This is a genomic window from Afipia massiliensis (assembly GCF_014203115.1).
Classification (GTDB): domain Bacteria; phylum Pseudomonadota; class Alphaproteobacteria; order Rhizobiales; family Xanthobacteraceae; genus Afipia; species Afipia massiliensis.
Map to the genome: position 1 here is coordinate 625,822 of NZ_JACHIJ010000003.1, position 13,203 is coordinate 639,024.

Below are 13,203 nucleotides of genomic sequence, written 5' to 3' on the forward strand. Positions count from 1 at the left end.
GCGGCAACGATCATGGTGATCAACAGACCCGCAACGCCGTCGGCGCACGAGATTCGCACCGAACCATTTCTGGTGCGATGGACCCTGATCACTATCGCAATCACGTTCCTGACCATCTTTGTGGTGCTGCCGCTGGTCGTGGTGTTCACCGAGGCGTTCTCGAAGGGCATCGGCGCCTACCTTGCCGCACTGTCGGATCCGGAAGCGCTCTCCGCGATCCGGCTGACGCTGACCGTCGCCGCGATATCGGTGGGACTCAATCTGGTCTTCGGGGTGATCGCCGCGTGGGCCATCGCGAAGTTCGAATTTCGCGGCAAGGTGTTCCTGATCACGCTGATCGATTTGCCGTTCTCGGTCAGTCCGGTGATCTCCGGTCTGGTGTTCGTGCTGCTGTTCGGCGCCCAGGGCTATTTCGGTGCCTGGCTGATGGAGCACAACGTGCAGATCCTGTTCGCGGTGCCTGGCATCGCGCTGGCGACCACCTTCGTGACGTTCCCGTTCGTGGCGCGCGAGCTGATCCCGCTGATGCAGGAGCAGGGCACCCAGGAAGAAGAGGCGGCGATCTCGCTCGGCGCGTCCGGGCTGCGCACCTTCCTGCGCGTGACCATCCCCAATATCAAATGGGGCATCCTGTACGGCGTGCTGCTGTGCAACGCCCGCGCCATGGGCGAATTCGGCGCGGTTTCCGTGGTCTCCGGCCATATCCGCGGCGAAACCAACACCATGCCGCTGCTCGTCGAAATCCTGTACAATGAGTACCAGTTTGTGGCTTCGTTCGCGATCGCGTCGTTGCTCGCATTCCTGGCGCTCGTCACGCTGATCGTGAAAACGGTCCTCGAAAGCCATCTCGAAGAAGGACAGACCGCAAGTGACGATTGAAGTCCGCAATATCGTGAAAAAGTTCGGCACCTTTGCCGCGCTCGACAATGTCGATCTCAAGGTCGCCACCGGCGAGCTGGTGGCGCTGCTCGGGCCGTCAGGATCGGGCAAGACCTCGCTGCTGCGCATCATCGCCGGCCTCGACTGGCCCGATGAAGGCTCGGTGATTTTCGACGGCGAGGATGCGCTGTCGCGCGGCGCGGGCGAGCGTCACGTCGGCTTCGTGTTCCAGCACTACGCGCTGTTCCGCCACATGAGTGTGTTCGAGAACGTCGCCTTCGGGCTGCGGGTACAGCCGCGCGCCGTCCGCAAGGACGAGGTGCATATCCGGAAGCGGGTGAAGGAACTGCTCGATCTGGTGCAACTCGACTGGCTGGCGGATCGCTATCCGAGCCAGTTGTCCGGCGGCCAGCGCCAGCGCATCGCACTCGCCCGTGCGCTCGCCATCGAACCGCGCATCCTGCTGCTCGACGAGCCGTTCGGCGCGCTCGACGCCAAGGTGCGCAAGGAATTGCGCCGCTGGCTGCGCCAGCTTCACGACGAGATTCATGTCACCTCGATTTTCGTGACCCACGATCAGGAAGAAGCGCTGGAAGTCGCCAACCGCGTGGTGGTGATGGACAAGGGCAGGATCGAGCAGATCGGTACGCCGGGTGATGTGTACGACAATCCGGCGACGGCGTTCGTTCACGGCTTTATCGGCGAATCCATCGTGCTGCCGGTGCAGGTGTCGGACGGCAAGGTCCGGCTTGGCGACAAGGTGCTGAACCTTGAGCCGCGCGATGCGGCGTCCGGCCCATCGAACCTGTTTATTCGCCGTCATGACGTTTCGATCGTGCCGAACGGCAGCGGCATCTTCGAGGGTGACGTCAAGCATGTGCGTGCGTTCGGGCCGACCCAGCGCGCCGATGTGGTGCTGCACAACGGCGCCAACGAAACCCTGATCGAGATCGATGCACCGCGCGACCGCGATCTCAAGCCCGGCGACGTGGTCAGCCTGCAGCCCCGGCGCTACCGGCTGTTTCCGGCGGCTTCCTGACGCGACGACCTCTACTTGATTGTCATCACCGGGCTTGTCCCGGTGATCTCGATCAGCGAGGCATGTGGTTCCCCTCCCAATTAGCCGCGCGTTCACCTTTCAGCCACTGTTGGTGTGCAACAAACGCCGACCGACGGTTGGGGAATCACATGATACGTGCGGCGGGGGCCATTCTGGCGCTGGCGATTTTGAGCGGCTGTGGGACGGGCGGCGACACGTCCACCGAGCAGCCGGCATTCTATCTCAGCATGGCCAGTGCCGGTGCGAAGCTCGATCCCAACGTCGCGGCCTCGATGATCTCCGGCTACCGGCAGAACAACGGCCTTGGCGCGGTTCAGGTCGATCCGCTGCTGATGAAGGCGGCCGAGACCCAGTCGCAGGCGATGGGCGCCCGCAACAAGCTCGACCACAATGTCGCCGGGACCCTCGACAAGCGCATCAAGGCCTCGGGTTTCGACGCCACCAAGGCGGTCGAAAACGTGTCGGCGGGCTATCACACCCTGGCCGAAGCCTTCTCCGGCTGGCGGGATTCGCCGCCCCATAAGGCCAATATGCTGACCAGCGGTGTCACAAAAATGGGCATCGCGGCGACCTATGTTCCGAACACCAAATACAAGGTGTTCTGGACGCTGATCCTTGCGGCGCCGGATTCCAGATAAATCTTCTGTGACGTTCCCCTAGTGGTCCGATTCCAACATTCGCATCCCGTTTCAGCAGGCGTTTCTGCGAATGTTGGAATCAAAGGACCACTAGCAAATACAAGTTTCTAGTGGAGTTTTGGATTTGACATTCGCGTTGCGAACTCGCGGCTGGTGACGTGCGAATGTCAAATCCACTCCACTAGATGATTTTGGCCAATTGACGCGGCTGCGAACAGAGGCCACCGTACTGCAGCATTGGTTCCCCAATGCTGTTCAGTGATGGCTCATGGATCAACGTTCCCCCGATAAACCCGCTGCCACGATCCCCGCGCAGGCCCAGCGTGTGCTGGTGCTGCAAGGCGGCGGCGCGCTCGGCTCCTATCAGGCCGGGGCCTATCAGGCGCTTTGCCATCACGATTTCGAACCTGAATGGATCGCTGGCATTTCAATCGGCGCGATCAACGCCGCGATCATCGCCGGTAATCCTCGGGAGAAGCGCGTCGGCAAGCTCAAGGAATTCTGGGAAATGGTGTCGTCGGCCTCGCCGCGGCCATGGAGCCCGTTCGTGCAAGGCGATCATGCACGCTCGGTTTTCAACGAGACCAGCGCTGCGCTGATCGCGACCTTCGGCGTTCCCGGTTTCTTCACACCCCGCGTTCCGCCCGCGCTGCTGTGGCCTCCGGGCAGTCCGCAATCGCAGAGCTACTACGATACCACGCCGCTGCGCGCGACGCTGGAGCGGTTGGTCGACTTCGATCTTATCAACGAGGCAAAGATCCGCCTGAGCGTCGGTGCCGTCAGCGTCACCAGCGGCAATTTCAGATATTTCGACAATGTCGCGTTCAGGAAGATGGGCAAGAAGATTGGGCCGGAGCACATCATGGCCTCCGGTGCATTGCCGCCTGGCTTTCCGTCCATCGAGATCGAGGGCGAGCATTATTGGGACGGCGGCGTCGCGTCCAACACGCCGCTGGACTATGTGCTGGATGCCGAGACGGCCCGCGATCTGCTGATCTTTCAGGTTGATCTGTTCAGCGCGCGCGGCCCGCTGCCGCAGACTTTGGCCGAGGCGGCCGAGCGCGAGAAAGACATCCGCTACTCCAGCCGCACCCGCATGAACACCGACAAGGCGAAGAAGGTTCACGACGCCAAGAAGGCGGTGCGCGAACTGATCGCCAAGCTGCCGGAGAGTTTCAAGGACGATCCGCTGGTCGCCACGCTCAACGAAGCCGCGAAGGAAAACACCGTCACGGTGGTTCATCTGATCTACCGCAGCAAGACCCACGAAGCCTCGTCGAAGGATTACGATTTCTCCCGGCTCGGAATGGTCGAGCACTGGGCTGCGGGCGAGCGCGATGTGTACACCTCGATGACTCATCGGGAATGGCTGAACCGGCCGCAATCCGGCGAGTCCATGGCGACCTACGATCTTTGCGACAATGAGTTGCTGACTATCAAGCGGTAAACAGGAGCGAATAAATATGGGTACTCTTTCCGGCAAGACGGCGGTGGTCACGGGCTCGACGAGCGGCATTGGTCTCGCCTATGCGCGAGCCTTCGCAGGCGCAGGCGCCGATGTCGTGCTCAACGGCTTCGGCACGCCGGCCGACATTGAGAAGGAGCGCGCGGCCATCGAGAAGGATTTTGGCGTCAAGGCGGTGCATTCGCCCGCCGATATGACCAAGCCCGCTGAAATCGCAGAAATGATCGCGCTCGGCGAGAAGACTTTCGGTTCGGTGGACGTTCTTGTGAACAACGCAGGCGTGCAGTTCGTTTCGCCGATCGAGGACTTTCCCATTGAGAAGTGGGACATGATCATCGCGATCAATCTGTCCTCGGCATTCCACGCCATTCGCGCCGCGGTGCCCGGCATGAAAAAGCGCGGCTGGGGCCGCATCATCAACACGGCGTCGGCGCATTCACTGGTCGCGTCGCCTTTCAAGTCGGCTTACGTGTCCGCCAAGCACGGCATCGCGGGCCTGACCAAGACGGTGGCACTTGAACTGGCAACCCACAAGATCACGGTGAACTGTATCTCGCCGGGTTATGTCTGGACGCCGCTGGTGGAAAAGCAGATTCCCGACACCATGAAAGCGCGTGGATTGACCAAGGAGCAGGTCATCAACGATGTCCTACTGCAGGCGCAGCCGACCAAGGAGTTCGTCACGTCCGAACAGGTCGCGGCCTTCGCGCTGTTTCTGTGCGGCGACGATGCGGCGCAGATCACCGGCGCGAACCTGTCGATCGATGGCGGCTGGACCGCGGCGTAGAATTTTCGTCATTGCGAGCGAAGCGAAGCAATCCAGAAGCAACAAGCTGGATTGCTTCGTCGCTACGCTCCTCGCAATGACGAGATGGGGGGTTAAGCTTTGCGCTTCCCGAACGCCAGCACGTGAAAGCCGAGACGCTTTCGGGTGATCCAGAACAGCAGGATCGTTTCGAACACCAGCGCGATTGAGGTTGCGGCGGCGGCGCCGTAGCCGCCGAACTTCGGCACCAGCAGCACGCACAGCACGAGATTGACCAGGAACGCCAGCGCATAAGCCAGCGCGCACATGTTCTGGTGACCCAGCATGTTGAGCAGCCGTTCCACCGGGCCGATGGCGGAGCGCACGATCAGGCCGATTGCCGCGACGAACATGATGCCGTAGCCTGCGGTGAACTGCGGGCCGAACAGCCACAGCAGCGGCTTGCCCAGCGCCAGCAGCACCGCGGTCGCCGCGACCGACGGCCAGAACGTCCACTTGATTGCGTGGGCGATGTAGGCCGAGAGGCGTTCCTTGTCGCCGGAGGCGTGATACTCGCTGAAACGATGCGCGGTGGTCGCCGACATCGCGTAGTGAATGAAAGACACCAGCGCCAGTGTCTTGACCACGGCGAAGTAGACGCCGACCTCTTCGGAAGAACGGAACTGCTGCAGCACCAGCACGTCGGTGTAGGACAGCAGCAGGTAGAAGCCTTCGACCATCATGATCGGCAGCGACACCTTCAACCAGTTCCGGAAATCGTAGGTCTTTGGACCCGGATCGACGCTCGCGTTGAGGCGGCGGTTGAGAACGATCAACTGGCCGAGCATCGCGATCCAGACCGCGGCGGCGCTGGCGATCATCGCAGCGGTTGCGCCGAGGTTCATGCCGAGCACGACGGCGCCAGCGGTGAATCCGATGATCAGTGACTGCCGCACGATGAATTGCGGCATCAGGCCGAGGCGCATCCAGTCATGGGAGCGCGCGAGGCCGTCCTGTGTGTTCGCGACCACGAAGGCGGGCAGGGTGAGGCAGCCGATATAAAGCGGGATCACCGTGTTCGCGTCGATCCACGGCGACAGGATTTTCACCAGTCCCGCGAGCAGCAGTGCGATCGTGGTCGACGCCGCCAGCGTGATCCAGCGGCTGCCTGAGAGAAAGCCGCGCAGCAATGAGAGCTCTCCGCTGGCGCGGTATTCGGGAATGATCTTCTGCGCGGACACGGCGATGCCGAAGTCGAGCACGCTGCCGAGCAACAGCACCCAGGTCCAGACATAGACGTAGACGCCGTAGTCCGAGCCGCCCATCCATCGCGCCAGCAGCACCTGCGAGAAATAGGCGAGGCCTGCGCTCAGCACGCGAATGAGGAAGACGGTGCCGGCGAGCCGCTTGGTCAGCGAGGCTTCACTGGTGCCGGTGAGCACGCCGCGCAGCCGCGCGACCAGACCCGCGGGCTTCGCTCCAGATGCGCTCTCAGCTTCCACCACCGCCACGGCACTCGATTCCTTTCCGCCATGTGGCGGCAGGATGCGCCTTAGCAAGGATTCGTTAAGATTTGGTTGGGTGTGACCTCGCCCCCCCTGCGGGAAGAGGTCGGATCACGCAGTAGCATTTCGAATGTGCAATTTATCTAGGAGTCGTCCCGGCGCAGGCCGGGACCCATAACCATCGACGTTAGAAATTGAGGCGAATAAGGGTGCGGCAGCGATCATCAACAATTTGCCGTTCAGGGAGTATGGGTCCCGGCCTTCGCCGGGACGACGTCAGAGGGTGACGCGACGGCTACCCCGCAAATCCGCCCTCCTCGAGAAACGCAGCTTCTTCCGGCGTCGTCGCGCGGCCGAGCACGGCATTGCGATGAGGAAAGCGGCCGAACTTGCGGATGATATCGGTGTGCAGCACCGCCCACTTCAGGCTGTCCGCGCCGAGCGGCGTGAACAGCGCGATGCTCCGCTCCTGATCCGCCATGTCCTCGGAATGCTCAAACGGCAGATACATGAAGGCACGCAACACTTGCTCGGTTCGCAGGTCGCGACCTTCCGCGATGGCCCGCGTAGCCACCGCACGGGCGAGTGCGTCGGTCGAGAAGGCGCGCGCATCGTTGCGGAACATGTTGCGAGGAAACTGGTCGAGCACGATCAGCAGCGCCAGCGCGCCGTCGTCGGTGTCCTGCCACGCGCTCAGCTTGCCGTCGCGTGCGGCTTCCCACACCGCCATGAAACGGTCGCGCAGTTCCTGATCGAACGCGTCGTCCTTGGTGTACCAGCGCTCGTATCCGGCGTCGCGCCAGAAGGAGAGAATGTCGCCGGGAGAGGGCAGCCATTGAATCGTCATGCGTAGACGCTTCTCCCGTAGAACGCTCCCGCAGAAAATCCAGACAACATTCCTGCGATGGAAAAAAGTTGCTGTGTGATCTGGTCATATTGACGGGGCAAAAGTCCCAGCTCAACCCATGCATACATGACAAATCCACCTCCGATCAATCCGACTATCGGCATGACCAGCAGTGTTAGTATGGGGCGACCCTTTAACAAAAGATAAGTCAGAGGCAGGACCACAAACGTCAAGGGCGCAGCTAGCACCGCGGCTGCGACTAGCGATGCTAAATAGATCGGGAAAACGATTATCGCTAGTAACGAGAATGGCGCAGTAGCAATCAATACAATGGCCGTACCAATGAAGGCCGCGATCAGCGTTGCGATGATGCTGATTGTCAGTATTCTTGGCAGTTCGAAAAGGTCCGGTCTTTGCAAGTTGACCTCGGGAGGCACTTTCACCGGATCGATTTATGATGCGGCCTCTCCCGCAAATGCGGGGAGAGGCCGGGAAGCGGCGTATAGCGTATAACCAGTCAGCTCAGCTCGCCGCAGCAGCGGCTTTCGGCTTCTCGTCGCGCAGTTCGCGGCGCAGGATCTTGCCGACGTTGGTCTTCGGCAATTCGGTCCGGAACTCGACGTGCTTCGGCACCTTGTAGCCGGTGAGTTCGGTGGCTGCGAACTTGATCACGTCCTGCGCGGTGAGGTTCGGATCCTTCTTCACCACGAAGGCCTTCACGGCTTCGGTCGATTTCGCATCGGGAACGCCGATCACCGCACATTCGAGCACGCCCGGATGGCTTGCAATCACTTCCTCGACTTCGTTCGGATAGACGTTGAAGCCGGAAACCAGGATCATGTCCTTCTTGCGGTCCACGATCTTGGTGTAGCCGTCGGGCGACATGATGCCGATGTCGCCGGTGCGGAAGAAGCCGTCGGCGGTCATCACCTTCGCGGTTTCTTCCGGACGGTTCCAGTAGCCCGCCATCACCTGCGGACCCTTGGCGCAGATTTCGCCGGGCTCGCCGAGTGGCACTTCGTTGCCGTCGTCGTCGCGGATCGAGATATAGGTCGACGGCACCGGAATGCCGATCGAGCCGGAGAACTTGTCGGTGTCCGCGGGATTACACGTGAGCGTCGGCGAGGTTTCCGAGAGCCCGTAGCCTTCCGACAGCGCCACGCCCGTCACCTGCGTCCACTTGTCGGCCACCGGCTTCTGCACGGCCATGCCGCCGCCGAAGCAGCTCTTGAGCTTGGAGAAGTCGAGCTTGTCGAAGCCCGGCGTGTTGAGCAGGCCGTTGTAAAGCGTGTTCACCGCCGGGAAGCTGTTGACCTGATACTTCGCCAGCTCCTTGACGAAGCCCGCCATGTCGCGCGGGTTCGGGATCAGGAGGTTGACGCCGCCGGCGCGCACCGCGAGCAGGAAGCACGCTGTCAGCGCGAAGATATGATAGAGCGGCAGCGCGCAGACGATAAAGATCTGGTCGACATGCGGCGGCTTCTTCAATGCGGGCTGCAGCCACGCATCGTTCTGCAGCACGTTGGCGAGAATGTTGCGATGGAGCAGCGTTGCACCCTTCGACACGCCGGTGGTGCCGCCGGTGTACTGCAGGAACGCGACATCGTCTCCGGTCAGCTTCGGCTTGTTCAGCTTCAGCTTGCGTCCGGCCGCCAGCGCATCGTTGAACGGCACGGCGTTCGGGATCGAATACGCCGGCACCATCTTCTTGACCTTACGCACGACGAAATTGACGATCACGCCCTTGAAGCCGAGCAGATCGCCCATCGTGCCCATGATGACGTGCTTGACGTTGGTCTTGGCGATGACCTTCTCCAGCGTGCTGGCGAAGTTCTCCAGAATGATGATGGCCTCTGCGCCGGAATCCTTGAGCTGATGCTCAAGCTCGCGCGGGGTGTAGAGCGGATTAACGTTCACCACCGTGTAGCCGGCGCGCAGGATCGCGCTTGAGGCGACCGGGTTCTGCAGCACGTTCGGCATCATGATGGCGACGCGCGCTCCCTTCTGCAGACCCTTGCTTTGCAGGTAGGCGCCCACCGCCGCCGACATTTCGTCGAGCTCACGATAGGTGATCGACTTGTCCATGCAGATGAAGGACTTGCGGTCGGCGAATTTCTTGAAGCTCTCTTCGAGCAGTTCCACCAGCGACGGGTATTGATTGACGTCGATGTCGGCAGGCACGCCGGCCGGATATTGCTTGAGCCAGATACGTTCCATGGTTATTCCCCTCGCTGGTTTCCTGACGGCCCCCGTCTTGTGGCGGGGTGCACGGGCTATGTTCTCAAGTATTGAAGTAAGTATTGAGCAAAGCGGGAGGCCATAGCAAGCCTGTGCGTGGTAACGACGCACTTTAGAGGCGTTGTACGCAGGCCTGCGGCCGCTCACGCATGCGGATTTCGCAAGGCACAATCACAGCCCGGTGAATTAGCCGCGGGGGGCGGCGTCAGGCTTCTGCTGGGCGGCGGGCTTGGCCGCTGGTTTGGCGGCTGGAGCGGCAGCGGGTTTGACTGCGGAGCTGGCCGCGGCCGGAGGCTTTGCGGCGGCAGCAGGCTTGGCAGCGGGAGGCTTGTCGCCAGCAGGCTTGGCGGCCGCTGGTTTCGCCGCCGCGGGCTTGGCGGCGGCATCCGGCTTTTTGTCGGTTTTCGGCGCGCCGGCGGGCTTGGCCGCCGGGGTAATTGCGGCGGTCTTCGGCTTCGGAGGCGATACCGCAGGCTTGGCCTCGGGCTTCGCCGCGGTCTTTTCGTCTTTCTTCTCGGGCTTCGCGGCCGTACCGGCATCCGGCTTGGCAGCGACTTTCGGTTTCGCGCCCTTTTTCCGCTTGGCGACCGAGGCTGCCTGGTTGGCGGCTTCGGCGGCGTCGGCCTCGAGAATGGCCGCGCCGGTGCGGGCCGGGCCGGTATAGACGATCACCGGCGTGGTGGCGGCGGCCGGCATCGCGAGCAGGTCGGAGACCTTCATGGTCGGGCCCTGAAGGCCGGCCGTGAACATCGAAACGCCGGAGTCGTTGTTGTTATCCGCCTGGATGTCGGGATCGTCTTCCTCGTTCTCGGCGGCGGGCCGCTTGCGCTTCGGTCCGCAGATCTCGTCGCGCATGTTCGGCGGCGAGGCGTCGATCGGCGCCAGCGCATCGACGCTGCCAAGCGACGGCTTGAGCCAGGTGAGCTTGTTGCTGCCGAAGCCGCGTTCAAGCAACTGCGCTGCCTTGAGCGTGCGCTGCGACGACGACTGCGCGCCGAGCACGACGGCGATCAACCGCTTGTTGTTGCGTGTCGCGGTGGCGACAAGATTGAAACCCGATGCGCAGATGAACCCGGTCTTCATGCCGTCCGCGCCGGGATAGCGGCCGATCAGCTTGTTGAAGTTCGCGGTGACGCGCCGGCCGAACTTGATGGCCTGAATGTGCATGTAATATTCGTACTCGGGCAGATCGCGGATGATCGCGCGCGCAAGGATGCCGAGATCGCGCGCGGACGTGACCTGTCCGTCCGCGGGCAGGCCGTTCGGATTGACGTAGCTCGTCTGCGTCATGCCGAGCCGCTGCGCGGTCTTGTTCATTTCCGCGGAGAAATTATCGACGGAGCCCGAGACGCCTTCGGCCAGCACGACGGCGATGTCGTTGGCCGACTTCACCATCATCATCTTGAGCGCGTTGTCGACGGTGACCTGAGTGCCCGGCCGGAAGCCCATCTTCGAGGGCTGCTGCGCGGCCGCCGTCGGCGATACCGTGAACAGCGTGTCGAGCGTGATGCGGCCTTCCTTCACGGCCTTCAGCGTGACGTAGGCCGTCATGATCTTGGTGACGGACGCGGGATACCAGGGATAGGTCGCGTTTTCAGCCTGAAGCACCTTGCCGGTGTCGGCTTCGATCACCAGCAGCGCCTCGGCCTGCGCCATGCGCGGCGCGATTGTTGCCACGATCGCTGCAATGAGCATCGCCGCCACAAGCGCAAACGGACGCAGCGCCGCAAGCCGGAACGGGGCAGGGACGAGCACCACTACCGGATTCCGATGATTGTTGAGAGCACGCCTGCGGCGAATGAAACCATAGTCTCCTCGGCGTGTTGCATGCGGGTTCGAAAGGCAATCCGGATGGTCAAATCAGATGCGTCACCAGGCTCAATACTTATACCGGAGCGAGCGGTTCCGAACAGGGGCTTTGAGGCTCAATCAAGCATGAAATGGGCCAAAATTCGACGATGCCCACACTTCTTGGAGAGTCCGGTTCCTTATCAGTTACGCCTTTGAGGCCGTGGCCGCCGTCAGCGCGGGCGAATGGGCGCGGGTCTCGTCCTGAACCATGAACTGCGCCTTCGCGAGCTTGGCGAAATAGCCGCCGCTCGCGACGAGTTCATCGAACGTTCCGCTTTCGATCACCTTGCCGTTGGCGAACACCAGGATGCGTGTCGCATTTCGGATCGTCGACAGCCGGTGGGCGATCACGAAGGTGGTGCGGCCCTGCATCACGGTGTCGAGCGCGGCGTTGACCTTCGCTTCGGTGACCGCGTCGAGCGCGCTGGTCGCTTCATCGAGGATCAGGATTGGCGGATTCTTCAGCAGCGCGCGTGCGATCGACAGGCGCTGGCGTTCGCCGCCGGACAGCATGCGTCCGCGCTCGCCGGCATTGGTGTCGAATTTCAGATCGCTGCGCTCAATGAAGTCGATCGCCTGCGCGCCCTCGGCCGCGGCGCGCAGTTCCTCGTCGGTGGCGTCGGGCTTGCCGACCCGCAGGTTGTCGGCGATCGAGCGGTTGAACAGCAGGGCTTCCTGAAACACCACGCCGATATTCCGGCGCAGCGCCGTCAGAGTCATGCCGCGCACATCCATGCCGTCGATTTTGATGAAGCCGGATTGCGGATCGAACGCGCGATGCAGCAGCGCGATGGCCGTGGACTTGCCCGCGCCTGTCTCGCCGACCAGCGCAAAGGTCTGCCCCGGCAATGCCGTGAAGGAGACATCCTCGACGGCGGGCCGCTTACCGTCATAGGAGAACGAGACATCATTGAATTCCACAAGGCCGGTGAGACGGCCGGGATCGATGGCATCGGGCCGATCGCGCACCGCAGGCACCGCATCGAGCACGTCGAAGAACTCCCGCAGCCGCGGCGCTTCCATGAAGACGCTGTTGATGAAGCTCACGACCTGCTCGAGCTTCTGGATCAGCATGGTGGCGAAGGAGACGAACATCACGATCTCGCCGACGCTCGCCTGTCCCTGGCTGTTGAGGATGATGCCGACCACGAAGATCGCCAGAATCGTGATGGTGGTGGAGGCGCGGGTCATGACGGCCACGAGCGCCCACCACGACAGCACCGGCAGTTGCGCCGACAGCAACTTGTCGGCAACGCCGCGCAGCCCCTGCACCTCGGCATCGACGCGGACGAAGCTCTGCACCAGCGCGACGTTGCCGAGCGCGTCCGATGCGCGGGCCGCGAGGTCGCCGTAGTGCTCCTCGACCTCCATCTGCAGGCCGTAGGTCTTGCGCACCACCAGCGTGGTCAGAATCGTGAAAACGATACACAGGATGAAAAGCAGGCCCGCGAGCCGCCAGTTGATGTACAGCGACAGCGGCAGCAGCACCACGAGGGAGACGATCGACGCGAAATGCTCGCGGAAGAAACTCAGCCAGACCCGCCACAGCGCATCCGTGCCTTGCAGCATCACCTTCATCAGGCGCCCGGAATGCGTGCCGGTGTGGAAGGTGAGCGGCAATTGCATGATGTGCTCGAAGTAGTCGGTGAGCACGGCCTGACGCTGGCGATGCGCGAGACGGTCCGCATGCAGGGCGACGAAGGCGCCGCAGACGATCGTGAACAGTCCGAACGCCACCCATGCGCCGAGCAGAACCCACGGCGACGTGATAGTGCCGAAAATCGTGTCAGTGCTCGGCTTTCCCGACAGCACGTCGATGATGCGGCCGAACAGGACCGGTTCGGCAAACTGCGCCACCGCAAGCATCAGGTTGGCAGCAGCGAGGAACCAGCCGAGCCGGGCTTCCTTGCCGAGCAGTTCAAGAACACGAACATAAAGACGGATCAAAGGGACAGCCTACAAGTCTGATTTCAAC

General features: G+C 62.2%; 11 protein-coding genes. 5 read left to right on the forward strand and 6 right to left on the reverse strand.

Going from position 1 to position 13,203, the window contains the following annotated elements; genetic code table 11:
* The first annotated feature begins 12 nt into the window (after positions 1 to 12).
* The 5 genes from cysW to HNQ36_RS12610 all read left to right on the forward strand — a co-directional run bounded on the left by cysW (position 13) and on the right by HNQ36_RS12610 (position 4,829).
* Positions 13 to 879, forward strand: a complete 867-nt coding sequence (gene cysW, locus HNQ36_RS12590) for a sulfate ABC transporter permease subunit CysW (RefSeq protein WP_046828702.1) — start codon at positions 13 to 15, stop codon at positions 877 to 879.
* Positions 869 to 1,918 carry a TOBE-like domain-containing protein gene (locus HNQ36_RS12595; protein WP_184085502.1) on the forward strand — a complete coding sequence of 350 codons (1,050 nt, stop codon included), beginning with the start codon at positions 869 to 871 and terminating at the stop codon, positions 1,916 to 1,918. The genes cysW and HNQ36_RS12595 overlap by 11 nt, the downstream gene beginning before the upstream one ends.
* Before the next feature lie 149 nt (positions 1,919 to 2,067).
* Positions 2,068 to 2,577: a CAP domain-containing protein gene (locus HNQ36_RS12600; RefSeq protein ID WP_184085504.1), complete on the forward strand. Its 510-nt coding sequence runs from the start codon at positions 2,068 to 2,070 to the stop codon at positions 2,575 to 2,577.
* 268 nt (positions 2,578 to 2,845) lie between these two features.
* The gene (locus tag HNQ36_RS12605; protein WP_184085506.1) at positions 2,846 to 4,024 is read left to right on the forward strand and encodes a DUF3734 domain-containing protein; all 1,179 of its coding nucleotides are present in this window, start codon (positions 2,846 to 2,848) and stop codon (positions 4,022 to 4,024) included.
* A gap of 16 nt (positions 4,025 to 4,040) precedes the next feature.
* Entirely contained in the window at positions 4,041 to 4,829 is a 789-nt protein-coding gene (locus tag HNQ36_RS12610) for a 3-hydroxybutyrate dehydrogenase (protein WP_184085508.1), read from the forward strand.
* A 92-nt stretch (positions 4,830 to 4,921) separates the two neighbouring features.
* On the opposite strand, the gene HNQ36_RS12615 is transcribed toward HNQ36_RS12610, so the two are convergent.
* The 6 genes from HNQ36_RS12615 to HNQ36_RS12640 form a co-directional block, all read right to left on the reverse strand.
* The gene (locus HNQ36_RS12615; RefSeq protein ID WP_184085511.1) at positions 4,922 to 6,298 is read right to left on the reverse strand and encodes an oligosaccharide flippase family protein; all 1,377 of its coding nucleotides are present in this window, start codon (positions 6,296 to 6,298) and stop codon (positions 4,922 to 4,924) included.
* Between the two features lie 289 nt (positions 6,299 to 6,587).
* Positions 6,588 to 7,139: a DUF924 family protein gene (locus HNQ36_RS12620; RefSeq protein ID WP_184085513.1), complete on the reverse strand. Its 552-nt coding sequence runs from the start codon at positions 7,137 to 7,139 to the stop codon at positions 6,588 to 6,590.
* Entirely contained in the window at positions 7,136 to 7,582 is a 447-nt protein-coding gene (locus tag HNQ36_RS12625) for a hypothetical protein (protein WP_184085515.1), read from the reverse strand. Before HNQ36_RS12625 ends, HNQ36_RS12620 begins: the two co-directional genes overlap by 4 nt.
* Before the next feature lie 79 nt (positions 7,583 to 7,661).
* The gene (locus HNQ36_RS12630) at positions 7,662 to 9,356 is read right to left on the reverse strand and encodes a long-chain fatty acid--CoA ligase (protein ID WP_184085517.1); all 1,695 of its coding nucleotides are present in this window, start codon (positions 9,354 to 9,356) and stop codon (positions 7,662 to 7,664) included.
* A 207-nt stretch (positions 9,357 to 9,563) separates the two neighbouring features.
* Positions 9,564 to 11,072, reverse strand: a complete 1,509-nt coding sequence (locus HNQ36_RS12635; RefSeq protein ID WP_184085967.1) for a D-alanyl-D-alanine carboxypeptidase family protein — start codon at positions 11,070 to 11,072, stop codon at positions 9,564 to 9,566.
* Positions 11,073 to 11,372: 300 nt separating this feature from the next.
* Positions 11,373 to 13,175 carry a glucan ABC transporter ATP-binding protein/ permease gene (locus HNQ36_RS12640; RefSeq protein WP_184085519.1) on the reverse strand — a complete coding sequence of 601 codons (1,803 nt, stop codon included), beginning with the start codon at positions 13,173 to 13,175 and terminating at the stop codon, positions 11,373 to 11,375.
* Between the last annotated feature and the right edge of the window lie 28 nt (positions 13,176 to 13,203).

Excerpts from the sequence above, each read along its gene's own strand:
- cysW (WP_046828702.1), top strand. The coding sequence starts at position 13 with ATGGTGATCAACAGACCCGCAACGCCGTCGGCGCACGAGATTCGCACC.
- HNQ36_RS12600 (WP_184085504.1), top strand. The coding sequence starts at position 2,068 with ATGATACGTGCGGCGGGGGCCATTCTGGCGCTGGCGATTTTGAGCGGC.
- HNQ36_RS12605 (WP_184085506.1), top strand. The coding sequence starts at position 2,846 with ATGGATCAACGTTCCCCCGATAAACCCGCTGCCACGATCCCCGCGCAG.
- HNQ36_RS12610 (WP_184085508.1), top strand. The coding sequence starts at position 4,041 with ATGGGTACTCTTTCCGGCAAGACGGCGGTGGTCACGGGCTCGACGAGC.
- HNQ36_RS12620 (WP_184085513.1), bottom strand. The coding sequence starts at position 7,139 with ATGACGATTCAATGGCTGCCCTCTCCCGGCGACATTCTCTCCTTCTGG.
- HNQ36_RS12630 (WP_184085517.1), bottom strand. The coding sequence starts at position 9,356 with ATGGAACGTATCTGGCTCAAGCAATATCCGGCCGGCGTGCCTGCCGAC.
- HNQ36_RS12635 (WP_184085967.1), bottom strand. The coding sequence starts at position 11,072 with ATGCTCATTGCAGCGATCGTGGCAACAATCGCGCCGCGCATGGCGCAG.